This window comes from Phormidesmis priestleyi BC1401, assembly GCF_001650195.1.
GTDB lineage: Bacteria > Cyanobacteriota > Cyanobacteriia > Leptolyngbyales > Leptolyngbyaceae > Phormidesmis_A > Phormidesmis_A priestleyi_B.
The window spans coordinates 13,421-37,409 of sequence record NZ_LXYR01000021.1 but is presented as its reverse complement, the minus strand read 5'-3'; the positions used below and the strand labels follow the sequence as shown (position 1 = coordinate 37,409).

The following is a 23,989-nucleotide window of genomic DNA, read 5'->3' as shown; positions in this document are numbered from 1 at the left end:
AGCTAGGGGTATAATCATGAGTTTGGTAATATCAGACGATCTTGTCAGAGCAAGTGGTTTATCAGAACACGATTTATTCTTGGAGATTGTACTTATGCTTTTTCGCCAAGACAAAATTAGTTTGGGAAAGGCTAGCGAGTTGATGGGAATGCATCGAATGCAGTTTCAAAAACTACTGGCTGATCGAGACATCTGTGTCCACTATGATGTAGCTGAGTTTCAAGAAGATCTCAAGACCTTACAGGAAACGGACTGATAGTGAAAATCGTAAGTAACACTTCACCAATCTCTAATTTGGCGAAGGTTGGGCAGCTAGAACTTATGCAGCAAATATATGGGATGATTCTGATTCCAACTGCGGTTTATGAGGAACTGTTGGATGAAAGGGCTGGTAAAACTGTAATTACAGCAGTCCAATCGGCGATATGGCTGGGAATTCAACCAGTACAAAATCAAGAATTGGTGAGTGAGTTGAGAAATCGTGTGAATTTAGGAGAGGCTGAAGCAATCGCACTTGCTGTCGAAGTAGAAGCATCTCGATTGCTAATTGATGAGCGACTGGGCAGACAAGCCGCGACAGATTTGGGAATAAGAATCACTGGAGTCCTAGGAATTCTTCTATCAGCAAAACGCCAAAGTCTAATTATGGCAGTTAAACCTATAATGGATGATCTCATGCTCCAGGCAAGTTTTCGGATAAGTACTCAACTGTATTCAGACGTTTTGAATACAGCAGGTGAGTAAATCGTTTATTGATTACATGATTAATTCAGGGCTGATATTTTTCTCAACATAAAGAATGCCCTTAGGAAGAACTACACAGAGACCATTTTCATAATGGATAAGAGCTTCATCATCCAGTAATTTCAGTATTTCAGTTCGATATCTACTTGTGTTCGTATATCTAACCCACTTCATTAAATCTGCATCGCTAACCTTGGCCGGCTGTTTATAGTAAAGAATAAGTAAAGTTTTTTGATCAGCTTTTAGCTTTGTGTTTTGAACTCGTATAAAATTACCAATTTCTACTATCACAGGAATTTTAGTTTCAGTAATACTTTCAACGATTTTTCTTGCCTCGTCAATGCTGTTTGTGTGGTAGTTGCGTATTAGCTCAACTAAGATCCAATCTGCGGAATGAGATACAAATAGAGAATCGGAATAGTTGGGGTCTACTTCTCCACCAACATGAGCAACATTCCTTTTATTTCTAATATCGAGAAGGACTCTCGTAAGTTGAGGGATAAAGAAGCGAATACCCTCTGGCAAGCCTGTATTGTTAGCAGCACGATTTATTATTTTTTGCGTGTCTAGTTGCTTCCCTAAAGCTGTGTAACTGCCTGTGTCTAAGAACTCAATTAAGCGAAGAACGCATTCACTAAAACGAGCAGCATTTAGCTCAGTTGGCTGAAATCTCCTTAAAAAGAACTGTTGCTTAATATGTTGATATTCATCCAGTAATGCAACCAGAACATCTTTTGGAAACTGTGTAGATAAAGTCGCCTCAAGTTTGGATCTTTGAATACTCATGCCTAAATACTACCTTTGCTAATCCAGCTTTCTGCAAGGCTTTCAGATTCTTGGGTGAGGTAGCATAACCCTTCAGAGGTGCGCTCAAAATATTTCTTGTATCTCTTGTCAGATAGCGTATCACTGAGATTTTTATTGGTTATTGAAACTGTTTTGTACCTTTTAGTAAGATACTCATATGCCAAAGACGGTTTCACAGAAGTCTCAACCTTTAGTTCTTTCGTAATGTCATAGAGTGCAAGAATTGCAAGGTCAGACCTAGTGTTTAGTCCTCTCACATCAAAGCTATCAAATTTTGACGGCATCTGAACCCACTGCTCGACTCTCTGTGCATCTTCTTTTGTTGCACGAGGACTTCGGCTGGATTTTTTCCGAGTTGAATTCCAGTACTCTGAACCGCTTAAATCCGAGTCTTGCATCTCTGCATGAATCTTGCTTAGTTCAGCACGCCCGCTAGGATTAAGCTTGAAAGTGCCATCCAATTTAGTGAAGAAGCGATTTGCTGCTTCTTTAAGATAAGTAGGATAATTCTGATCATAAACTCCATTTCTTTGAGCAGCCTGTGTTAAATGATCATTAGGAACTAGTTCTCTATTAAGAGAGTTGTAAGCCCATACGTAAAGAATGCTAAACCTTTGCTGCTGAAGCTTCTTATTCTTACCTTTGTAGTCATGATTATTTGAAATAAGGAAACCCTGCCCATCTTTCTCAAAATAATCGGAGGGAGAGTTATTATCTAAAACGTTTTTCGCTGTGGTCTCTACAGCTTCATCAGTCATTATTTCAGATTGATCCAGTTGCTCGTTCTCTTCTGATGTCTGTAGAAAAGGTAAGGCAAGTTGTTGTTGCGCAACGGGTTTCGGACTTTTAGGTGGAACTAAAGGAACGTAACCACCTAAAACAGATGCGACCTTATCGATCGCGTTATCAGTAAAAGATAGATTTAGCTTTCTTGAATAGTTGCTATCCGATTGCTCCTCTTCTAATGAAAAATTATTCATGGGAGTAGCAGCAGTTTGAGGCGTGTTCAGGAAGTTACCGCATTTGAGGCACTTGCTCTTATCTTTAATCAGATAACTGCCACATGTCAGACACTTAACTTGCTGCTCACAGCTAACACAGAAGTTATAGGCTTCATCAATTAGAAAATCGCAGTATGGGCAGTTTGGCACAGTCAGATCTTCCTAAATTCTCTCAATATTTGGCTACTAGTATAGCTATACTTTTTATACAGCGCTAACATATTTGGGGGCGCTTGTTCCCAATGTCAGATTCAAAACACTGTTCTATCGAAAATTTATCGGCAATTTAGCTTTGAATACTAACAGATGAGATTTCGGTTGCCCTCCACCGATAACCCAGCGGCGTAACAATTAATAGACAGAAAGTTTGGCTCTCCTGGGTATTGGATGATAAGTGAAACTTATAAGCCTCCTGACAAGGGTTTCAGCCCTTAGATTTGGTCAATTTTGTAGCTTTTACTACGGTTTCAACCACAAATCCAGGAGAGCCGAAAGTTTCCGCCTAAGATCCCATAGGAGGTGAATAGGGAGAATGACTCGGCATAACACCCCAAATTTGGTACTTAGGTAGAATCTTTCTGCATAATACACCGCTCAAGCTGGATAGCTGGAATCTTTCCGCATATTTTCAGATTCACTACGGGCGCGGACGCGTGTGCTATTAGACACATCATACAGTCCTCCTCTACACTCGCTATGTAAGAGCGCCCAAAGAACCTGCTCGATCTGCCACGATATATCATTCAGCTCAAGCACGGCGATCGTGGTATTCGAGGTAACTCTGCGAATGGTTTGAGTTTTTCTTGCCTGACACCAACAAAACATTTGAATCTTATGAAGGAGTGTATGGGGCGATCGCTGGCTCTCTCATCCTGATTGAATTAGCAAAGTAGCAATTTGCTTGCTCATTTTGCCTGTTTGCTTTCTCATTTCAGTAATTTCTGCAAGCAAAACGACAAATTGCTTTCTCATTTCAACCATTTGCTTTCTCATTTCAGTAGATCGCGCATTCATTTTGGTGTTTTCCGCAAGCAAAAAGGCAAATTGCTTTCTCAAACTGCGGTTTGCTTACTCATTTCAGTCGATCGCGCATTCATGATAGCGATCGCCCTTTTACTGTCGCTGTAGGGAGGTGAAAGCGCATTCATACGACACTTGCGCCTCCCTACAGCGTTCTGTCTCTTACCGCTCTACTGCTAAGGCAGCGATCGCTGGCATCGCAAGAGCAGACAAGAGGGTGAGTGGAGGATTGTGCTGGACTTCGTAACATCCAAACCAATCGATGAGGTTGGCGATCGTACTCATAACGATTGAGTTGAGCGGCGAAAAGTAGCCTTGAAACGTAGACAGGGAGACTTGATTCGCTGCTCCAACGACTTGTTAGGCTGTGGCAACTACCGTAACTGAGAGCTTGAAAGTCAAGCTCGACCTCGAACAGGCGTATTAAATTCAATGCACCTGTCAAGCTAAAGCTGAGCAACAATTTTGTAAATAGCACGAGTAATGGCTGTGAGTTCTGAGGGTTGAATAATGTAAGGCGGCATTGTATAGATCAGTCGCCCAAACGGACGTAACCAGACCCCCTCTTCTACAAAGCGCGGCTGTATCACTTGCATATCCACTGGCTCGTGCAGCTCCACTACCCCGATCGCCCCTAACACCCGCACGTCCTTCACTGCCGCCAGACTCCGGCAAGGTTCTAACTCAGCTTTGAGCTGGGATGCGATCGCTCGGATCGTGGATTGCCAATCATAACTTTCCAGCAAGACCAAATTTTCTAAAGACACCGCACAGGCTAAGGGATTTGCCATAAACGTTGGACCGTGCATAAAGACCCCTGCCTCACCTGCTGCAAAACTCTCACTAATCTCCTGCGTCGTCAGCGTGGCTGCCAGGGACATAAACCCGCCAGTCAGCGCCTTGCCTACACACAGAATGTCTGGACATACCGTCGAATGTTCACAGGCAAACATTTTGCCCGTGCGACCAAACCCCGTAGCAATCTCATCTAAAATCAGTAGGACATTATATTTTTCACATAACGCCTTGGCTTGTCGCACATAGTCTGGATGATAAAATCGCATCCCCCCAGCATTTTGCACGACTGGCTCCAAAATGGCTGCTGCGATTTGGTCGTGGTGAGCGGCTAGCAGTGCCGCAAAGCTGTCAATATCTCGTTCCTGCCAGTCTCGATCGAACGAAATCTGCGGTGCCTCGGCGAAATATTGCTGGGTCAGCAGATTACGAAAAAGATGGTGCATCCCATTCACCGGGTCGCAGACCGACATTGCGGCAAAGGTGTCCCCATGATAGCCATGACGAACAGTGAGAAAACGCTGCTTCTGCGGCAACCCGCGATTGTACCAATACTGCACCGCCATTTTCATGGCTACCTCTACCGCTACTGAGCCAGAGTCGCAAAAAAAGACCTGCTGGAGTGCCTCTGGCGTTATGGCAATCAATTTCTGTGCCAAATCCACTGCTGGCTGGTGGGTCAGACCACCAAACATGACGTGTGACATCCGATCGATTTGCGCGTGGGCAGCTTGGTTTAAGCGGGGATGGTTATAACCGTGAATACAAGTCCACCAAGAAGAGATGCCATCGATCAGCGATCGACCATCCATCAATTGAATATGTACGCCCTGCGCTGACTCTACTGGAAACACGGGTAGAAGACTGGGCATGGCGGCATAGGGGTGCCAAACATGTAGTCGATCAAAATCAAGGAGTTGCTGTAAAGACTGCATGGACTGTGAGGACTGATTTGACAAGGATGTTCAGACGTTGCAGTTTAATAACGCCCACGCACACCGATCGCCGAAAGTTGATCGACTATGAAGCAAAGGTTGCTAGCGGCGGGTGATGGGCAACGTTGGGCTGCTCCAAATTATTGGTGGAGGCAGTAGGTAAGTCAAGGCAGCGATCGCCCACTCAATAGACTCACGATCGCCACCACCAACTGGTCGGGTTCGATCGGCTTGGCAATGTGTTTCTGAAAGCCTGCCGCGATCGCGTGTTGCCGATCGATTTCTCCAGCGTAGGCAGTCAGAGCGATCGCCGGAACCTGCCCTCCTTGCTCTAGTGACAGAGACCGCACCTGTCTAAGCAACGTATAGCCATCGACCTCTGGCATTCCAATATCACTCACCGCTACATCGGGCTGAAATGACTCTAGAGCAGCGAGAAATTCGGCGGCAGAGGCGACGGACATCACTTCCGCTCCAGCCTGGGTCAGCATCACCGCGAGAAGTTCGCGGCTGTCTGGCTCGTCGTCGATTACCAGCACGCGGATGCTGGTGAGATCCAGGTTTTGCTCTCGCGATGGGCTAGATTGATTTTTCTTTGAGTTGACGTTGAGCAGGGGGAGCCTGACCGTAAAAGTAGCGCCTTTTCCTTCTCCAGGACTGTCAGCGGTGACGGTGCCGCCGTGGGCTTCGACCAGTTGATAGACGATCGCCATTCCTAACCCTAGCCCACCGTGGTTGCGAGTCACAGAAGCATCTTCCTGGCGGAACGACTCAAAGATGTGGGGCAGAAAGTCTGGACTGATGCCTTTGCCCGTGTCTGTGATGGTGATCTGTGCCTGGTTGTCGATTTGCTCTAGCCGAATGTCGATGCGTCCGCCGCTGGGCGTGAACTTGACCGCGTTGGTTAGCAAGTTCCAGATGATCTGCTGGAGCCGAACGGCATCTCCAGATACTTGTCTGATATCGGAAAGCACCGCATGGATCTGAATGGACTTGACGATCGCAGCAGTCTGCACGGTGTCGATCGCGGACTCAATCACCAATAACAGATCGACAGGAGCCATATTCAGACTCAGCTTGCCGCGCAGCACACGAGCCATGTCAAGCAGGTCATCAATCAATTGACATTGCGCTTTGGCATTTCGCTCAATTGTGGCTAATGCTTCGGCGGTTTTGGGTTCATCAAGTTTGCGAGTTTGCAGCAGTTTTGTCCAGCCTAAGATCGGGTTGAGCGGCGATCGCAATTCGTGAGAGAGCACAGCTAGAAACTCGTCTTTGATGCGGTTGACTCGTTCCGATTCTGCCAGAGCAGCTTGTTTTTGTTGTAGGATACGCTCACGATCGCGTTCAAGTTGAACGCGATCGGTAATATCATTCGAGATGCCAACTAGCCCGATTACCTCTCCAGCTTCGTTATAGTAGGGTGCTTTCATCCCCAAAAAGATGTGAATGCCATCGGGAGATTCTTCCACTACTTCCATTTGCCCCGATGCCATAATCCGCTGATCATTTTCCATCACCCGCCTAGCATCTTCAGGTGATGGGTAGAGATCGCCATCGCTATAGCCAATTACCTCAGCAGCCGTTTTGCCCAGGGCGGCAAGGGTGGCTGGATTGGCATAAATAATCCGTCCTTGCCGATCTTTGACAAAAATTGGGGTCGGTGCAGATTCATTGATCACATCCAAAATGGCATTCTTTTGCCGCAACTCTTCTTCGGTGCGTTTCCGCTCTGTGACATCCCGCGCAGTCGATAAAACCTGGACGACTTGTCCCGCACCATCCCGAATTGGCGTGACCACTACATCCCACCATTTTGGTTTGCCTTTGACGGTCGGACAAAAGCCCTGAAATTTGCCCACTTCGCCGGATTTTGCTGCTGTGAATGCCGCTTCTGCCGCTTGCCGATGGTCACCTTCCCAGAAACAGAGCCACTCTGAATTGAGGTAGGGAGTTAGGTCGTCAATCTCCAGCAGACATATGCCCCCAGCATTCATGTATAAGAGTTGTGCATCCAGATCAAGGACTTTGATGCAGTCGCTACTGCTCTCCAACACCCGTTTTCTAAACTCTTCACTCTGACGCAGAGATTCTTCGATCAGCTTGCGATCGGTAATATCCTCCGCAATGCCAGCAAATCGATAAAGCCTCCCAGTCTGATCGTAAAGGGGAAAGCAGCGATCGTTCACCCAGCGAATCCTGCCATCGTCTAAGACAATGCGGTAGTCTTCATCAAATTGACCCGCAGCAGCTTTTGACTGAAAGGCTTGATACGTCCATTCGCGATCGTCTGGATGAATATGATCAAACCAAAATGAGTGGTTTTCATACAATTCCTGCGGCTGCCATCCCCACAGGCGTTCATAGGCAGAGCTAACGTAGGCAACACGACCTTCAGGTTCTTCTCTTAACCAGAACACTGCATCAATATTTTCGGCAAGCTGACGAAAGCGGGTTTCACTCTCCTGCAACGCTTCGCCTGTCCGTTTGCGATCGCTAATATCCAGATCTACGCCCGACATCCGAATCGGTTGACCGATCGCATCGTAAAACACTTTTCCCTGACTCAGTGCCCACCGAATGGTGCCATCTGGATAAAGCACCCGAAATTCGATGTCGTAGTTTGCACCAGGGGTCATTGCCGCATTGATCGCTTTTAGAACGCGATCGCGATCGTCTGGATGCAGCCTTGCCACAAACTGCTCATAAGAGCCATCAAATTCTCCAGGAGCCAACCCAAATAGGGCTTCCATGTTGGCTGACCAGATAAATCGGTTTTCTGGAATATTCCAATCCCAGGTTCCCATCCGGGCAGCTTGTAGCCCCAGCCGTAGTCTTTCTTCACTGTCTCGCAGCACCTCCTCTGTACGTTTGCGCTCCGCGAGTTCGTCTTGGGCTTGCTGATAAAGCTCTGCCTGTCGAATGGCAACGCTGACCTGTGTGGACAACTGCTGAAGTAAGTCAATGTCCAACGATCGCCACTGACGAGGCGCAGCGCAGTGATGAGCAATCAGCACACCCCAAAACTGATCGTCGTGCAAAATGGGCACCACTAGATTTGCTCTTACTTGAAGCCCAGCCAAGAGTTGGACGTGGCACGGATCGATGCTGCCATCATAAATATCGGCTTTGACAGTCACTCTTCCTTGACGCTGGAGATCGACATAGCTCTCGGCAAAACAGGGATCATAAATCTGCTCTGCCAGAATCGATCGCCACTCCGCCCCCACAGATTCTGCCACCACCCTGCCGTTACTGTCCGGCTCCACCTGGAACACAACCACCCGATCGGTCTGAAGAAATTGCCGCACTTCTGTGACGGTAGTCTGCAAAATCTCGTTTAAGTCAAGCGATCTCAACACTTTCTGAGCAATCTGGGCGACGACTCGCTCTCGATCGATGCACTCTTGGAGTTGAGTTTGAAGCTGCACCGTCTTAATCGTTGCATCCAACGCCAGCTTCAGACCCTCCGACGTGATTTGTCCCTTAACCAGATAATCTTGTGCGCCCGCTTTAATCGCTTGAGCGGCGATCGTTTCGCTTCCGGCTCCCGTCACCATCACGATCGGCAGAGGCGTTTGCGACTTCTGAGTTTGCAGGGCGGCAAGAAATTCTAGCCCGTCCAGATCGGGCAGTCGATAATCGAGCAACATGGCATCGGGCTGGTGCTGGTGCCAGAGATTCAATCCTTCTTCGCCTAGACTCGCCTCTACGATCGTATAGTCATAGTCGCGATCATGTATCAAATATCGTCGATACAGCTCGCGGTCTTCTGGGCTATCCTCCACGATTAAGATGGTGCGATGAAGTTGAGTGTTCATGGGCGCTGATCTATCACGCTGGTAGGGAGAATCGTCGTATCAAACCAGTAGTCGATTAAGATTTGGATACTATGCTTTAATCGATTAAAATCCATCGGTTTGACAATATAGCTGTTAACACCCTGTCGATAACACGCTTCAATATCTTTGGGGTTGTTGGAAGTCGTAAAAACAACGACCGGAATTACCTTCAGAATCTCATCTTGTTTAATTTTTCGCAACACTTCTCGTCCGTCCGTTCCGGGTAAGTTGAGATCGAGCAAAATCAGCCCTGGACGCGGGGCGCTTTGGGGATCAGAGTAGCGACCGGTGCGATCCAGAAATGCCAGCGCGTCATCGCCATCTACACAGTGATAAATCGGGATCGTTAACGGCGATCGACGAACATAGCGTTGGAATGCCTCAAAATCTTCATTGCTGTCTTCAATCACTAATAAGAGCGGGGGTTGCTCGATCGAAGTCACAGATGATTCACTCATGACTGCCTTGCTGCCAGCGTGAAGTAAAACGTGCTGCCTTCACCGATCGTTGATTCTACCCAAATTTTTCCACCATGTCGCTCGACGATTTTTTGGACGATCGTCAGCCCTGCCCCCGTCCCGCCGCCAAACTGGTCTTGCGTATGCAGCCGCTTAAAAATCTGAAACACTCGTTCTAAATGGTGCGGGGGAATGCCAATCCCGTTATCGCGGACATAAAAAGTGTAAAGTAACGGGTCTTCAGGATCGCCCTTGCCTGACTGCGTGAAGCCGATTTCCACCCATTTCTCAGCTTTGTCGTTGTATTTGATGGCGTTGGTTAGCAGGTTGGTGAATAACTCACTGATTTGGGTGCGATCGCAGTGAATCGTCGGCAAGGGGCGAGGCAACCGAAACTCGATCGAGCTTTGGGGCTGGCTGATTCTCAAGGTGTCGATCGCCTGTCGCGCCACTTCATTCAGGTTGGTGAGTTGGCGAGAGAGTTCGGCGCGTCCGAGTCGAGAATAGTGCAGCAGCGAATTAATCAAATCTTCCATGCGCTGCGTTAGACGCACAACGGTGTTTAATTTGGCAACTCCATCGGCATCCAACAATTCTGCATAATCCTCCATCAAGAAATTGGAGTAATTGTGAATCCCTCGCAGTGGCTCCTTGAGATCATGAGACGCAACATAGGCAAACGAATCGAGTTCAGTATTGCTGCGCTCTAGCTCTAGGTTAATTTCTGCCAAATCGTCTGCCTGCTTGAGAATCACGCCCACAATCAGGCTCCGCAGTTCGGTGACAATTTCAATCTCACACGCTCTCCAGGGCAAAGAGCAACCCTGCACCGTTTCTTGCCATTTTTCAAATGATTTGCGCGGCGATAGCCGTGTTTCTCCATCGTCTGTGACTTCTACAGGTTTGTTGGGGTTGCCGCCCCAGTCAACAGTTTGAATCACCTCTGGACGAAACCAGAAAATGTAATTTTGATGAAATTGAGAAATTTATAACGCCAACACGCCACTGGCAACTGCTTTAAAGGATTCTGCGGCTGGGCAAAGCTGAGCGAGCGATCGGGTCTCAAACTGGTTGTGTTGAATCTGAGTTTTGACCCAATCTCGCAGGGCTGGCAGTTCAGCTTCTGGGGGCGTTTGACCGACACAAATGATTTGATCTGCCGCACAAATTGCCACTCCTGATGCGCTGACGAGATCAAGCAAATTTGAGTCTAGTTGAACCAACCCATCTAAAAAGCGTTCTGACTGAGACAGCGATTCGACCAGCTTGCCTTGCAGCGACTTTAGCGTCATTTTGTAGTCTAAGTCTTCATGATCTTCCTTGTTAGACAGTTCCACCGACATCACCTGCCCCACAAACTCACAAATCGTTCGCACACTATAGGGCACACGGCGAGGTGTTGAATGATGACAGGCGATCAGTCCCCACAGTTTTTGATCCTGGATCAGAGAAATTGACATGGAAGCCCCAACCCCCATGTTGCTGAGATATTCCAGATGCAAAGGAGACACATTCCGCAGCACCGATAAACTCAAATCTGTGGGGCGATCGTCCACTGGATTGTGCGCCGGGACTAACGCGATCGGCTGATAGGTAGAGTTAGGAATCAACCGCAGCCAGTTGTGTAAAGCTGCTTTGCCTGCTTAGGAATGTCACTCGGAGGGTAGTGCAAGCCCAGATAAGGAGTCAGCGCGTCTGCCCGATCTTCTGCGATCACTCGTCCAGATCCGTCTGCGTCAAACTGGTAGACCATGACGCGATCGAACCCGGTGACTTTTCGCACTTCTTTGACCACCGCCTCAGACATCTCAAGCAAGGTGGGAGCCTTTTGAATCTTAGTAATCGTGCCTTTAACCCGCTGGTAAAACTCAAAACAATCCGCCTTCTGGCTTTTCTGTTTGGGTTCTAGTTCCAAAACAATCAGCGCCTTCTGGCGATGCACAATGCCATCAAACCGCAACAGTTTGGCTGCACGTTTGATGGCGATATCTAACGGATTCACATGCTCAAAGTCTTCGCTTAAGCATTGCCGGATGGTAGCAATCTGCTTGGGAGCGAGTAAGGTTGATAACGGTTTGCCTAATAGGTCTTGAGGGCGCTGACCGATTGACTCAAGCGTGTTGCTGCTGACCTGAATGATCGTCAAGTCTGGCTCTTGCAAAACCAACAGCGCGCCGTGGGGCTGAATTAGCCCTGGAATGTGAATTGGTTCGCGATCGCAGTTGGTCAAATCAACAGATTGATGGGTCATGAATGATTATAGGTACGAGGCAAAAGCTCAAAAGCCGAGAATAAGAAGGGGCATACAAATGCTTCGTTTCCCCTAAAACCCTATGTACTAGGATAGTGTACTCGCAAGGCTTGTGAACACGCGGAGGCTATCAGGGCACTCAATGAAACTTCTTCACTGATATTGAAGTTCAGGGCGCGATAGAATCGCAGCGAAAGAGGTTCAAAACACGCCCTCAGCCCGTTGTTGCTTCGACAGCAACTCAGCGTCCTCATGCAACTTCGTAGTGCTATATCTGCGATTCGAGGTTGTCTGCCGCCGCACAACTTCACCGTTAACTCATCAGACCTGAAAGCCAACATTGAGTTTTAGGTACGATCGCCCCATTCCCGCTCATTGGTGGATGTCAACGGCTTCCGTTTAACCCGGTAGTGCAAAAACACCTCCTCATCTGCGGGTCGAACGTCTAGCAGCTCTAAGCGAGGAGCCACACCCGCTAAAAAGCCAACTCCCTCAACCGGAGTCGGAGCCATTGCGCCCCCCAAAATCAATGGACAGACCGTGAGCCAGAGTTCATCCACTAAATCGGCAGCGAATAGTGAAGCCACCAGTTCACCGCCGCCCAAGACCGCCAAATGCTCCAAACTCAGCGCATAGAGTTGCTCAAAGGCTTCTTGCCAGTTGATTTTTGAAGCATCTTCTTTTGACTCCGCGACTAAAACTCGTTCAAATTTGTCTGGGTGCCAACGCGCCCCGATCGTCGTCGTCAACAACCAACGTGGCACAGGCTGCGAGAAAAATCGCGCCTCAGCGTCTAGTTTTGCCGATCCCGAACAAACGATTTGCACGGGTTGAAGCGGCTTCCCTTGCTGCTGGCGTTGGTTTAGTAAATCAGCCTGGGTAACTTTAAGAGTCGTGCCATACGCCCATAGAGTTCCTGCCCCAAACAAGACGGCATCGGCTTGGGAAATTTGCGCTTCGAGGTGGAGTTTGTCGATCGCGCTACCAAACCGGGCTGGGGCACGAGTCGCATCTGCGATTTTGCCGTCAGCGCTCATCGCCAAAATCACGGTCGCATGAGGAACTTTTCTCAGAAGTGGAGTCACCTGCATCAGTCAAATTGTTAAAATAGACTTCCTGTGTGAATCTGAACAGCCCTCCTCACGAAGTGGGGCAAGCCCTCGCCAACCCTTCTCCCCAAGGAAAAAGGAGCCAGAACCTCTTGTCCCCTCTCCTTAGGGAGAGGGCTAGGGTGAGGGAGAGGGCTAGGGTGAGGGCGAAGTTATTCGTGCAGGGGGTCTAATGTCCAATGATGTCTTAATTTTTATATTCAATGGTTCATTGGTTTATATTCAGGCACCCCGTCTACTTCTGAGCTAAAAACAGGCTATTTTGGGAACATATCGACTAATCCTTTCTTGAGATAGATCGTTCGTGACCTAGTTCTAATCTGACTTAGAGCGGCTCCTGTAGGGTTTGAGTAAATTGCGATCGCGATGGGGTTATCCGTCTCAGGTTACACGCTTCTATGGCTAAACTCCGTCAGTCCTCTTTTCGTCGCATTTTGCTGGCGCGTCTGTTGCTCCTCAGCATCCCCGTCTTAGTGACTGGAGAAATCGTGGCATATCGTAAAGCTCGATCGGGGCTACTCGAAACGGCGCGGGCTAGCTTGACTGCTAGTGCGGTCAGAAAAGGAGAAGGAGTTCGCGATGCCCTTACGTCTCTAAGAACCAATTTAGCGACGGCAACCACGGCGGCGGCTCTGCAATCTCAGCCGTCTGATGAACTTCAAGGATTTTTAGGGCAGTTGCAGCAGGCTTCAGCGATCGAGGTGCAGTGTGTGCAATTGACCGATGCTCAAACCCAGCAGGTGGTTGCCAGCACCTGTGGTCGATTAGCGATCGCTCAGCCTTCAATAAATTCCTGGGCAAAGCAGCAGCGCGGAGTGCTGATCAACCCGGCAGCGGTGCAGGTGGTCGCTCAACCTCTAAAGTTGCCAAACCAAGATGCTGATCAACTTCGTCTTATATTGAGCGCTCCGGTTTATGTGCCGCAGACTTCTAAGAGCCAAGTCAGTCCCCTTCGCTATGTCTTGAGTCTCCAGTCTGCGCTGCATCAACATGAGATTAGCTCCACGAAGATGACCTTTGGCCATACGGTCGTGATCGACGAAGACGGCACTATTTTGGCACACCCTAACCCCGATCGAGTGGGGCAAACGATTGATCAAGCAGGCAACGATCATCTGCAAACCCTAGTCAGAGACGCGATCGTCAGCAAACAAGGCTCTCTCTACCTCTCCACGTTTGAAGAAAATGGAGCCGATTGGCTAGCAGGTTACAGTTTAGTGCAAGTTCCGATGGATGGCACCGTCACCCGAACCTGGGTCGTCTTATCAGCCACGCCTCTGACAGCCGCGCTGTCTAGCCTTAATGAAATTCAGCAAGTTCTCTCAATTCTGATGATCGGATTCTTGACGGCAATTCTGCTGGCAACGCTCTATTTAGCCAGAGATTTAGCCCGTCCGATCGAGCAACTCAGTGACTATGCGCTACAAATTCGAGAACGCGATTCGTCCGATCGTGCGCCCAAAAATTTCAAGGTTCGAGAACTCAATCACCTGGCAGAAGCCCTCGATAGCATGGTAGAGCGGCTAGAAAAACGGACAGAAGAACTCGAAACGGCATGGCAAGAAGCTCAGGTTGCCAACCAGCTAAAAAGCGAATTTTTGGCAACGACATCCCACGAGTTGCGCACCCCGCTCAACGCGATCATTGGCTGTGTGCGGCTGGTCAGAGATGGGTGCTGTGACGATCGAGACGAAGAGCTAGAATTTTTGCAACAAGCCGATGATGCCGCTCTTCATCTGCTAAAAATCATCAACGACTTGTTAGACATCGCAAAAATTGAGGCGGGCAAAGTCGAACTCAATCTGCAACCTGTGCCGATTCAAGACCTCTGCCGTCAGTGTCTCAAAATGGTCGAGCCAGGATCAGAGATGAAGCGATTAACGCTCGTTTTGGAGTTGGACGATCGGGTCGATCGAGTGCCCATTGATGAACGCCGTGTGCGCCAAATGGTGATCAATCTACTGTCTAACGCAGTCAAGTTTACGCCCGAAGGCGGACAGGTGAAACTGAAAGTTTGGCTAGGCTATGGGCACCAGTTAGAACATGACAATCGCCCCGATCGCAGTCCTGTTAACCCCAACACGCCCTATCTGTGTCTAGAAGTTCAGGATTCAGGCATCGGCATTCCTAAAGATCGCTGGCATCTGTTGTTCCGTCCTTTTCAGCAGATTGACTCTTCTTTAACCCGCAAACACGAAGGCACTGGGCTGGGATTATCGCTGACAAAACGCCTCGCTGAACTGCACGGTGGCACGATCTCATTTGACTCAGTTCAAAATAAGGGCAGCACCTTTCGGATTTGGCTCCCTCTGCTAGAACAGATGCCGCTTAATAAGTCCGTCGGAGCGATCGACCCACGAGACCTCAGCAACTCGACCAATCAACCCACCGAGCCACAGCCTATCACGTCTCAAAACTAACGAGTATAGTGTCTAATCAGGGGTTGAAGAGACACCGATCGTCCATTTTGCTGCATCGATCGAGTCAGTCCAACGAGACAGTGAACTAACTCCGCTCCTAGCCAACCTGACGAAATCTCTGAAGGCTGGTTGTGTCGAACACAGGTCAGAAAGTGATCACACACCTGCTGAAGTGGCTCACCCAATGGCAAGCTGAGACCTTCACGACGTTGATTAGTTGGGACGAAATGCTGTTCTTGCCGTGCAAGCTGCCCCCACTGAATTGAGAGCGACTCTGGCGAAAGCTCATCAAAAATCAGCGTTCCCTGACTGCCCACCACACACAGTCTGCGCTGCTTATCAGGGTTTAGCCAGCCTAGATGAATCGTTGCCTCAAACCCACTCGGATAAGTGAGCGTCACCCATACCACATCCGATAGTCCTTCTTGAAGCCATCCCGTCCCTCTGGCTTGCACCTGACAGGGCGTTTCTCCGAGCCAGTGGTTAAATATGGCGATGTCATGAATCGCTAAATCCCACAGGGCATCGACATCCGATCGCACGGGGCTGAGATGAGTTCGAGTCGCGTAGCCATAGCGCAAATCGCCTAATTCTTTCGCCTGTATCACCGCCTTTCCACGCAAAACGGCAGGATGAAACAAATAAGTATGATCAATCACGAGTTGACGGTGCTGCTGTTCTGCCAGACGACAAAGCTGAACGGACTCTTCCACGGTCAACGTCAGCGGTTTTTCAGATAGAACGTGTAACTTTTGCTTGAGAGCCGCCGTAACGAGAGAAAAATGGGTTTCGGCAGGGGTTGCGATCGCGACGGCTTCAACGCCTTCTGTTTCTAAAGCGGTTTGCCAATCGTGAGTTAACGCAACTCGATCGAGGCTAAACTGAGCGGATGCCCTGCTCAAATTTTCTGGGTTGGGGTCAGCGATCGCCACCACACGAGCCAGAGGGTTTTCTAGAAAATTTCGCAGTAAATGAACACCCCAGCGCCCCACCCCCAAAATCGCAATCCCAGTTCGTGCCATCTTCAAGCTCCTTCGATTGACCCGCAGATTGGGCGGCGCTACTGACCACTCAACTTCAGGAATGCGATCTGGGCAGCCGCTTGCTCTGCCGCTTTGCGCGATCGCCCCGTGCCCCAACCCAAACACTGTCCTTGAACCCACACTTCAGCAGTGAAGCGATTGGGGTCATTGTGAGTTTGCCCAATTTCTTGAGTGCGATAGTCAGGCAGCGTTTTTTGATGTGCCTGAGTCAAGGTTTGCAAAGCCGCTTTGTAGTTCTGTCGAGCCGGATCAGCCAAAATATCGGTTGCGAGCGGCTGAAAGCGCTGGTCGAGCCAGGGTCGAATCAGTTCTAAAGTATGGGTGCTGAGATAGAGAGCCGCCAAAACTGCCTCTAAAGAGTCTGCCATTCGCGACTCTTGCCCTGCCACATCTGACAGCGCGCTTGCCGAAACGAGCAGATAGCGATCGAAGCCATAGTCGTCTGCAATGGTTGCGAGAATACGATCGCTGACCAGCACCGATCGCAAAGCGGTAAATTCGCCAACTTTTAAGTGAGGATAGACTTCTAGCAAAAACTCCGCCGACGCTAGTTTGACGACGGCATCTCCCACAAATTCGAGCTGCTCATAGTTTTCTTCTGCTGAAACGGTCGAGTGAGTCAATGCTAAATCTAGTAACTCCCACTTAATGGGAGCCGTTTCGGGCAAGCCCAATCGTTGAACGACTTGCTGTAGCTGTTGTTGACGGCGAGGGTACGGTAAAATCATCCTAACGTGCGGGAGATGAAAGCGATCTTCTCCACCCTACACCTTCTCCACTCTCGATGTCTGATGCTTAAGCCGATCGCAACCCATCATAGGTGCGCTGAATCTCGCTAATGGTGGCAGTGGTCAGCAGAGGAACCTCACTGACTTCTGGAACTGCCCGATCGAGCGTAATCGTCGTCACTTTGAGTTGGTCAGAACTTGAAAGGAAAGCGGCATTGACTAATTTGCCTGATTGCCAATGCTGCGCTCGCACGGCATCGATCGTGCTCGGAAAGACTCCTGCTAGCATGGCTAACACATCGCTCGGCAGGCTAGTTACCACTTGACGACCAAAAAACTCTTCAAACCCAGCCAAAAGCCGCTCTGCTCTCAGGGTCGGCTCAGCGTTTTCGATGATTTTCTGCAACCATCGTCCCCATTGAATTCGTCGCCCGTAGGCTCTCCGACGATCGTCAAACGACTTAACAGGGACTAACTCTGGTGACCCGATCGCAATCACCGCTCGATAATGTGGCTCAACGAGACTGCCGATTACAGCACCCGGACCTGCAAACTCGGCGTGAAATTCTTTGCAGAGGATTAGCCCACTCTTTTTTTGTTCGCTAATGGCAACGAGGTGCTCAGACGGGAGGGCGACCTCTGAACGACTAAATGGGGTGATCAGCATCAAAGTTTGACTATTCACAGTGTCATCCTACGATCGTAGGTAAAGCAAGTGTCTTTAATCAAGTAAATTCTCAAGTCATCTCATGGTAATGCAGGTTACAAGCATCCTGTTCATTCACTCAGTGACTTTGCTGAATCTACATATTGTCGATCAAACTTTAAAGAATATCGAGAAGTCAAGGCTTCCCCGTTAGGCAGCGAAAAGAATGGTTAGCACTTCCGGTTGAAGAATCATTAGTAGAGAAGAGCCAGACATAAGCCGGGTTCTGTTCTCTAAGTGCAATGCACTCAAAGGGCAGTTATCTATCTGGGACATTTGTTACCAAATACCTCAAGCGGCTCTCTATGGCGGCAGTCGTCTACCGCCATCACACAGAACAGGAAAAAGACCAACCCTTGTTCCTTGACCTTGCTCCCAACCGGGGTTTACCGAGCCAGCACCTCTCGATGCTGCTGGTGCGCTCTTACCGCACCTTTGCACCCTTACCGAAGAAAAGGTTTTATCCCTCTCGTGGGCGGTATCTTTCTGTGGCACTATCCTCACGATCGCTCGCACTGGGCGTTACCCAGCAGGTTTGGTCTTTCGGGAGTCCGGACTTTCCTCAGACGGATGGAGATTCCACCGTCCGCAACTGCCTGCGCTGACTCTTCTCCTTTTTCAGTTTAGCTGGAGATGGTTAGGATCATTTTCTGGGGTTCCAGGGCAATCCGGCAGTCCAGTTGAGTTTGGTGAGGGTGAAGTTGCAGAGGACGCGAGTCCGATCGCCCGTTGGAGAAGTCTTTGACCCTTTAAGCCGCATTGCTAAATAGAGCGAAAACTTTAGTTCTATTTGCCTATCCACGAAATCTTTGTAGCGTTTTCGCTGAGGTTCACTCGATTTTTTAGGGTCAGGCTTTGTCAGATCGATAATCGTCTTTTCTGCGACCAAAAGCCCGTTGTCTCCTAGTCGGGCAAGCATATCTTCAGAGGCGATTTTCTCTTTAAGAGTTTTGCCGGGGGCAATGACGCTAAAAACCTGATTTTGAAACAGATCGAGAGTGGTGCCGGGAGGCAAGCGGGTGACTCGACGCGATCGTCCATCGAGATCGGTTACTGAGCAATCGTCCCAATCAATGTAAATGGGATAGTCGTCAGATTTGTTATTAATGCTGATCGATAGCTCTTTGAGCTTGTCAAATTCGTAATGGGTGTCAAATTTGAAGCTAACGCTAACGATGTCTTGCAGGTTGAGAGACTGAAGATATTGGTCTAACTCTTTTTGATCGAGTCGAATCGTAAACTCATCATTAAACGAGTCAATAACTTCGTATAAGCCATAGGTGATGCACAGAAGATAGACCGTCAAGAGCACAAAATCGAGTTCAGTCATGGTTGACCCTACCAACGAAATAGACTAGACCCAGAACTGTAGACCTTATACCATTTATAGGGCATCACGATCGAGGGACAGAAAACTCTTAAATTCTGAGCGGCTACGATCGAGCATCTTCTCTATTAGAAGCACGATGCAGTTTGTGTGTTCTGGCTGAATTCATCAAGCAACAGTGGTTGGTGATATTGCTGTAGTAAGTGCAGATCCACAGTTTGAGATATCAGAAGAATTGTGGAAATTTACTGATGAATTAGATGTCGATGAGTAAAGCGATCGGCAATTATGGCAGGAGAGAGTTTAAACGATCGAGCAGCCAACCGATCGCGCCCTCGACATCTGCCACTTGCTCAACGGTTGGAGTAGGCGATCGCTGCACCATGACGATCGGAATCCCCAACTCCCGCGCAGCAACAATCTTTGCGTAAGTTGCATTGCCACCACTATTTTTGCTGACGATCGTATCAATGGCGTGATCAAGGATCAGTTTTTTTTCCTGCTCGATCGTAAAAGGCGCACGATCGAGGACTGTGATTCCGTTAGGAATGGCGATATCGGGTGAGGGCGGATCAATCGATCGCATCAAAAACCAAACATCATGGAGTTGTGCAAATGGGGCGAGTTGTTGCCGCCCAATCGTCAGAAATACCCGTTTAGCCATCGGTTTGAGAGCAAGGACGGCTGCCTCAATGCTTCCGACTTCGAGCCAGCGATCGAGGGGCGTTTTTTCCCACGCGGGGCGGACGAGCATCAGGTGAGGAATGCCCACATCATGGATTGCGATCGCGGCATTGTGAGACATTCGAGCCGCGAAGGGATGAGTCGCATCAATCAGGTAGTCGATTTGGCGATCGCGGAGATAGTCACTCAATCCAGTTGCGCCACCAAAGCCGCCGACTCGAACTGAACCCGCGATCGCCGTTGGCGTTTGAGTGCGTCCTGCCAGTGATGTAATAATTTCAACGTTGGCAATCTGAGACGCTTCTGCTGCGAGTGCGATCGCGTCACCCGTTCCGCCCAGAATCAAAACTCGTTTCATAGCTGGTTTTCAATAATTTCTTCTGCCTCTAGTGATAAGTTTTGCAATCGGTCTAACGTCTTTTGTGAAGCGTCTTTCCATAGCCCGCGTTGATGTGCTTCTAATAATCGCTCTGACATATCTCGCAGTGCCCAAGGATTATTTTCTTGAATGAATTCTTGTACTGAAGAATTGAACAAGTAAGTCTCCGCAATGCCTTGATACATAAAATCCTGGACACAGTTTGTTGTCGCATCGTAGGCGAACAAATAGTCGAGGGTAGCCGCCATCTCAAACGCGCCTTTGTAGCCGTGGCGCATGGCACCCGCGATCCATTTAGGGTTGACGACTCTCGATCGATACACACGGCTAATTTCTTCGGATAGTTGACGCACTTTCGGCTGATCGGGTCGTGAGTTGTCACCGAAATAGATCTCAGGTTGCTTACCAGAAATCGACTTAACCGCCGCCGTTAACCCTCCCTGAAATTGATAATAATCATCAGAGTCGAGTAAATCATGTTCTCGATTATCCTGATTTTGCAGAACGATTTGCATCGTGTTGAGACGTTGATTAAACGCTTCGGGGGCTGATGTTCCGTTTGATTTGCGGGTGTAGGCGTAGGCACTCCAGTTGATATACGCCTGTGCTAAATCGTTTTCGTCTGTCCAGTTTTGTGACTCGATCACTCCCTGCAATCCGGCTCCATAGGCGCTGGGTTTTGAGCCAAAAATGCGATAGAGCGATCGTTCTTTTGCGTCTTCTGAGGTCAATCCTTGTGATTCCCAGTGCGTTTGTTCTTGTGTTGCTTGTGCCGATAACGGATTTTCATCATCCGATTCGTCTAGCTGTGCAACGGCTGTGACGGCGCTATCAAATAAATCGATTAAGTTAGGAAAGGCATCTCGAAAAAATCCAGAGATTCGCAGCGTCACATCGACGCGGGGACGACCGATCGCGGAGAGGGGCAAAATCTCAAAATCCACAACTCGACGAGATACCCCATCCCACACGGGTTTGACTCCGAGCAGGGCGAGTGCTTCCGCAATGTCATCTCCGCCCGTTCGCATTGTCGAGGTGCCCCACACAGACAAGCCTAGCGTTTTGGGATAGTCGCCGTTTTCCTGGGTGTATCGCTCGACGAGGGCTTCTGCGGCTTTTCTGCCAATTTCCCAAGCCGTCTCAGTGGGGATGGCGCGAATGTCAACCGAGTAGAAATTGCGTCCGGTGGGCAGCACTTCGGGTCTGCCACGAGTCGGTGCGCCAGATGCACCACTGGGCACATACTGTCCGTTGAGTCCTTTAAGGAGATTGAGAATCTCTTGATCAGTTTTTTGCAACGCTGGAAGTAAGCGATCGTGAATCCAGTTTAATTCTCGAATCGTCGCCGTCCCAATTTCTAAAAATTCGTCACTTTGCATTAGTTGAGTGATCAGATCTGCGGCAAAGTCTTCAATGACTTCTACAACATCGCCGTTAATTCGACAGTGATGAATTTTGGGATGGGACTTTTCCCGAATTAGTTCACCTAAATCAGACGTGAGCGGATCTAATTCGAGTTGCCAATCTTGAGCAATGGCGCGGGTTAAGCCTAGTCGATTTGCGCTGGGATTACGAGCGATCGCCACGATCAAATCCCGTAACTGCCGATCTTGAGGACACTGCCCCAAAATGTGAAGCCCGTCTCGAATCTGAGATTCTTTTAGCTCACACAAATAGCCATCTGCGGTCTTGAGAAAGCTCGCTAAACTCGACTCGTCTAAACCTGCCCTATCGATGCCCAAATCTTGGTGAAGATTCTCTTGAATGATCAGTTGAGAAAGCCGATCGCTAATCGGTTTCAGTCGCGACGGATCTAAGGTTTGTGCCTCATAATATTCGTCGATCAATCCTTCGACTTGATGCAGATTGCCATATAGCTCGGCGCGAGTCATCGGAGGCGTTAAGTGGTCGATAATCACAGCTTGAGTGCGGCGTTTTGCCTGTGCCCCTTCGCCCGGATCGTTGACGATAAACGGATACAAATGAGGCATTGCCCCAAACACCGCTTCGGGATAGCACGCTTCAGAGAGTGCCACGCTTTTTCCGGGAAGCCATTCTAAATTACCGTGCTTGCCGACATGCACGATCGCATTTGCCCCAAACTGAAATCGAATCCAGTGATAAAAGGCGAGATAGTTGTGCGGTGGTTCTAAATCGGGGGCGTGATAGTTAAGAGAAGGGTCACGATCGTAGCCCCGCGCGGGCTGCACGCCCACAAACACATTTCCTAGCTGAATGCCTGGAATTGGAAATGCGGCTTCTTCGGGCGAACCCCAGCGAGATTGAATGCCCGTTTGAACAGCGATCGGCAACTGGTCAAACTGAGTTTGATAGTCTTTCAATGCGAGAGATTGGCGGACATTTCTCAACGTCCAACCCTCAGGATCGTTGGTGACTCCAGTGGTTAGTAATTGAATCAATTCTTTATCACTTGTTGGGATATTTTCGACGTGATATCCAGCGAGTTTTAAGGCTTTAAGAATCTCGATGCAGCTTGCCGGAGTGTCTAATCCAACTCCATTCGCTAATCGCCCATCGCGAGTCGGATAATTGGCTAAAATCAGCGCAATCTTCCGATCGTTTGGCGAAGTTTGACGCAGCTTAATCCAATTAGCAGCTAGCTCTGAAACGAACTCGATTCGAGATAAAACAGGTTCATATCCAACTACATCCGTTTGCAATAACGGATTCTGAGTTTGCACCGCCTTAAACGAAACGGCTCTCGTAATAATTCGTCCATCGACTTCGGGTAGAGCGACATTCATCGCCATATCTTTGGGCGATAATCCTTGAAAACCCGATGCCCATTGCTCCTGAGTTCCGCCACTAAAAATTACCTGAAATACAGGGACATTCAGCGCTTCCCAGAGTTCGACTTGAGGCGTTTCTGACTCTAATCGAGCCAGCGAAAAACTGGTCGTGTTGAAGAGTAGCTCAATGCCCCGATCGCAGTAAGTCAGCAGTTCTTTTTGCACATCAGGCTCTTTTAGCGACGATACAAAAATAGGAACGGGCGTTAGATTTCGTTTGATTAACGCGTCGCACATTGCATCAATGACTGCCGTGTTTCCAGAGAGGTAATGTGCCCGATAAAATAAGATGCCAACTCCAGAATGAACCGTTGATTCTGCGATTGTTTGCTGTCCCCCATAGATGCCAATTCGCGGGACAGGCTGGGGCAAATTAAAGGCGTAGGTTTGATTTAAGAAATAGGTTGAGACGAATTTAAGAAGGTTGCAATAATTATCAACGCCGCCTTCTAAAAAGTATTTCCAAACCTGATTAACTTCGGTTAATGAAACCGTTGAATGACTCATTAGATTGGGATCAGGTCGCTCATCTCCTGGCAAAATAATTAGTTTTGCGCCCGTTTGCTTTGCCGTTTCTTCAACGACTTCTAGTCCATAGCTCCAATACGATCGCCCCCCAATCACCCGAACGATAATTACCTTTGCCTGACTCAACACATCCTCGGCGTAAGTGTCGATCGTGAGTTGTTGTTGCAGTTGCAGCAGATTGACAACTCTCAGGGCTGAAAACCCATCGGGTAGACGATTTGCTGCCGCTCCCAGTGTTTGAATATCAGTGTCAGCCGCCGTAATCACTACGATCGGAGCGGGTTGCTGTTCGACAAAAATCACGCCTTCTGCGGCGGGGTTCCACCCTCCAGGAATCGTTGTGAGACGGTGCATAAGCGTTGGAGATTGCGTTTATAGTGAGGAAGTGCGATCGCCCGAAGG

At 48.9% G+C, this 23,989-nt stretch carries 18 protein-coding genes, 1 other RNA gene and 1 pseudogene; 3 read left to right on the top strand and 17 right to left on the bottom strand.

Annotated features, from left to right (window positions below; genetic code table 11):
- Nucleotides 1-16 precede the first annotated feature (16 nt).
- Entirely contained in the window at nucleotides 17-256 is a 240-nt protein-coding gene (locus A8707_RS12910) for a UPF0175 family protein (protein WP_068817608.1), read from the top strand.
- A 2-nt stretch (nucleotides 257-258) separates the two neighbouring features.
- Nucleotides 259-744 carry a PIN domain-containing protein gene (locus tag A8707_RS12905; protein ID WP_068817606.1) on the top strand — a complete coding sequence of 162 codons (486 nt, stop codon included), beginning with the start codon at nucleotides 259-261 and terminating at the stop codon, nucleotides 742-744.
- 12 nt (nucleotides 745-756) lie between these two features.
- Here the strand turns inward: A8707_RS12905 and A8707_RS12900 are convergent, their stop codons facing one another.
- The 10 genes and pseudogenes from A8707_RS12900 to A8707_RS12865 all read right to left on the bottom strand — a co-directional run bounded on the left by A8707_RS12900 (nucleotide 757) and on the right by A8707_RS12865 (nucleotide 12,944).
- Complete coding sequence (locus A8707_RS12900) at nucleotides 757-1,530, bottom strand: hypothetical protein (protein ID WP_068817604.1); 774 nt, start codon at nucleotides 1,528-1,530, stop codon at nucleotides 757-759.
- Nucleotides 1,531-1,532: 2 nt separating this feature from the next.
- Complete coding sequence (locus A8707_RS12895; protein ID WP_068817603.1) at nucleotides 1,533-2,531, bottom strand: hypothetical protein; 999 nt, start codon at nucleotides 2,529-2,531, stop codon at nucleotides 1,533-1,535.
- Nucleotides 2,532-3,419: 888 nt separating this feature from the next.
- Nucleotides 3,420-3,608: a hypothetical protein gene (locus A8707_RS28110; protein WP_068817601.1), complete on the bottom strand. Its 189-nt coding sequence runs from the start codon at nucleotides 3,606-3,608 to the stop codon at nucleotides 3,420-3,422.
- Nucleotides 3,609-3,734: 126 nt separating this feature from the next.
- Complete coding sequence (locus A8707_RS30230; RefSeq protein ID WP_269452721.1) at nucleotides 3,735-3,857, bottom strand: hypothetical protein; 123 nt, start codon at nucleotides 3,855-3,857, stop codon at nucleotides 3,735-3,737.
- A gap of 161 nt (nucleotides 3,858-4,018) precedes the next feature.
- The gene (gene bioA, locus A8707_RS12885; protein WP_068817599.1) at nucleotides 4,019-5,302 is read right to left on the bottom strand and encodes an adenosylmethionine--8-amino-7-oxononanoate transaminase; all 1,284 of its coding nucleotides are present in this window, start codon (nucleotides 5,300-5,302) and stop codon (nucleotides 4,019-4,021) included.
- Nucleotides 5,303-5,466: 164 nt separating this feature from the next.
- Complete coding sequence (locus A8707_RS12880) at nucleotides 5,467-9,123, bottom strand: PAS domain S-box protein (RefSeq protein ID WP_068817597.1); 3,657 nt, start codon at nucleotides 9,121-9,123, stop codon at nucleotides 5,467-5,469.
- Nucleotides 9,120-9,602, bottom strand: coding sequence for a response regulator (locus A8707_RS12875; RefSeq protein WP_068817595.1), 483 nt, complete (start codon nucleotides 9,600-9,602; stop codon nucleotides 9,120-9,122). Before A8707_RS12875 ends, A8707_RS12880 begins: the two co-directional genes overlap by 4 nt.
- A pseudogene (locus A8707_RS29690) lies at nucleotides 9,599-11,113 on the bottom strand (GAF domain-containing sensor histidine kinase). Before A8707_RS29690 ends, A8707_RS12875 begins: the two are co-directional and overlap by 4 nt.
- Before the next feature lie 95 nt (nucleotides 11,114-11,208).
- Nucleotides 11,209-11,853, bottom strand: a complete 645-nt coding sequence (locus tag A8707_RS29685) for a hypothetical protein (protein WP_231948047.1) — start codon at nucleotides 11,851-11,853, stop codon at nucleotides 11,209-11,211.
- A 347-nt stretch (nucleotides 11,854-12,200) separates the two neighbouring features.
- Nucleotides 12,201-12,944 carry a RibD family protein gene (locus tag A8707_RS12865; protein ID WP_156518540.1) on the bottom strand — a complete coding sequence of 248 codons (744 nt, stop codon included), beginning with the start codon at nucleotides 12,942-12,944 and terminating at the stop codon, nucleotides 12,201-12,203.
- 416 nt (nucleotides 12,945-13,360) lie between these two features.
- Here A8707_RS12865 and A8707_RS12860 point away from each other — a divergent pair, with 416 nt between their 5' ends.
- Nucleotides 13,361-15,382, top strand: coding sequence for a sensor histidine kinase (locus tag A8707_RS12860; protein ID WP_068817592.1), 2,022 nt, complete (start codon nucleotides 13,361-13,363; stop codon nucleotides 15,380-15,382).
- On the opposite strand, the gene A8707_RS12855 is transcribed toward A8707_RS12860, so the two are convergent.
- The 7 genes from A8707_RS12855 to cobN form a co-directional block, all read right to left on the bottom strand.
- On the bottom strand, nucleotides 15,379-16,545 hold the full coding sequence (locus tag A8707_RS12855) for a Gfo/Idh/MocA family oxidoreductase (RefSeq protein WP_231948046.1): 1,167 nt from the start codon (nucleotides 16,543-16,545) through the stop codon (nucleotides 15,379-15,381). The genes A8707_RS12860 and A8707_RS12855 overlap by 4 nt on opposite strands.
- Nucleotides 16,443-17,153, bottom strand: a complete 711-nt coding sequence (rnc, locus tag A8707_RS12850) for a ribonuclease III (RefSeq protein WP_068817588.1) — start codon at nucleotides 17,151-17,153, stop codon at nucleotides 16,443-16,445. The genes A8707_RS12855 and rnc overlap by 103 nt, the downstream gene beginning before the upstream one ends.
- Before the next feature lie 67 nt (nucleotides 17,154-17,220).
- Nucleotides 17,221-17,838, bottom strand: a complete 618-nt coding sequence (locus tag A8707_RS12845; RefSeq protein WP_156518538.1) for a hypothetical protein — start codon at nucleotides 17,836-17,838, stop codon at nucleotides 17,221-17,223.
- A 221-nt stretch (nucleotides 17,839-18,059) separates the two neighbouring features.
- An RNA gene (rnpB, locus tag A8707_RS12840) (RNase P RNA component class A) lies at nucleotides 18,060-18,468 on the bottom strand.
- Nucleotides 18,469-18,502: 34 nt separating this feature from the next.
- Nucleotides 18,503-19,189: a hypothetical protein gene (locus A8707_RS12835; protein WP_068817585.1), complete on the bottom strand. Its 687-nt coding sequence runs from the start codon at nucleotides 19,187-19,189 to the stop codon at nucleotides 18,503-18,505.
- 283 nt (nucleotides 19,190-19,472) lie between these two features.
- On the bottom strand, nucleotides 19,473-20,228 hold the full coding sequence (locus A8707_RS12830; protein WP_068817583.1) for a cobalt-precorrin-6A reductase: 756 nt from the start codon (nucleotides 20,226-20,228) through the stop codon (nucleotides 19,473-19,475).
- Complete coding sequence (gene cobN, locus A8707_RS12825; RefSeq protein WP_068817581.1) at nucleotides 20,225-23,941, bottom strand: cobaltochelatase subunit CobN; 3,717 nt, start codon at nucleotides 23,939-23,941, stop codon at nucleotides 20,225-20,227. The genes A8707_RS12830 and cobN overlap by 4 nt, the downstream gene beginning before the upstream one ends.
- Nucleotides 23,942-23,989 lie beyond the last annotated feature (48 nt).

Excerpts from the sequence above, each read along its gene's own strand:
- A8707_RS12910 (WP_068817608.1), top strand. The coding sequence starts at position 17 with ATGAGTTTGGTAATATCAGACGATCTTGTCAGAGCAAGTGGTTTATCA.
- A8707_RS12900 (WP_068817604.1), bottom strand. The coding sequence starts at position 1,530 with ATGAGTATTCAAAGATCCAAACTTGAGGCGACTTTATCTACACAGTTT.
- A8707_RS12895 (WP_068817603.1), bottom strand. The coding sequence starts at position 2,531 with ATGAATAATTTTTCATTAGAAGAGGAGCAATCGGATAGCAACTATTCA.
- A8707_RS30230 (WP_269452721.1), bottom strand. The coding sequence starts at position 3,857 with ATGAGTACGATCGCCAACCTCATCGATTGGTTTGGATGTTACGAAGTC.
- bioA (WP_068817599.1), bottom strand. The coding sequence starts at position 5,302 with ATGCAGTCTTTACAGCAACTCCTTGATTTTGATCGACTACATGTTTGG.
- A8707_RS12880 (WP_068817597.1), bottom strand. The coding sequence starts at position 9,123 with ATGAACACTCAACTTCATCGCACCATCTTAATCGTGGAGGATAGCCCA.
- A8707_RS12875 (WP_068817595.1), bottom strand. The coding sequence starts at position 9,602 with ATGAGTGAATCATCTGTGACTTCGATCGAGCAACCCCCGCTCTTATTA.
- A8707_RS29685 (WP_231948047.1), bottom strand. The coding sequence starts at position 11,853 with ATGACCCATCAATCTGTTGATTTGACCAACTGCGATCGCGAACCAATT.
- A8707_RS12865 (WP_156518540.1), bottom strand. The coding sequence starts at position 12,944 with ATGCAGGTGACTCCACTTCTGAGAAAAGTTCCTCATGCGACCGTGATT.
- A8707_RS12860 (WP_068817592.1), top strand. The coding sequence starts at position 13,361 with ATGGCTAAACTCCGTCAGTCCTCTTTTCGTCGCATTTTGCTGGCGCGT.
- rnc (WP_068817588.1), bottom strand. The coding sequence starts at position 17,153 with ATGATTTTACCGTACCCTCGCCGTCAACAACAGCTACAGCAAGTCGTT.
- A8707_RS12835 (WP_068817585.1), bottom strand. The coding sequence starts at position 19,189 with ATGACTGAACTCGATTTTGTGCTCTTGACGGTCTATCTTCTGTGCATC.
- A8707_RS12830 (WP_068817583.1), bottom strand. The coding sequence starts at position 20,228 with ATGAAACGAGTTTTGATTCTGGGCGGAACGGGTGACGCGATCGCACTC.
- cobN (WP_068817581.1), bottom strand. The coding sequence starts at position 23,941 with ATGCACCGTCTCACAACGATTCCTGGAGGGTGGAACCCCGCCGCAGAA.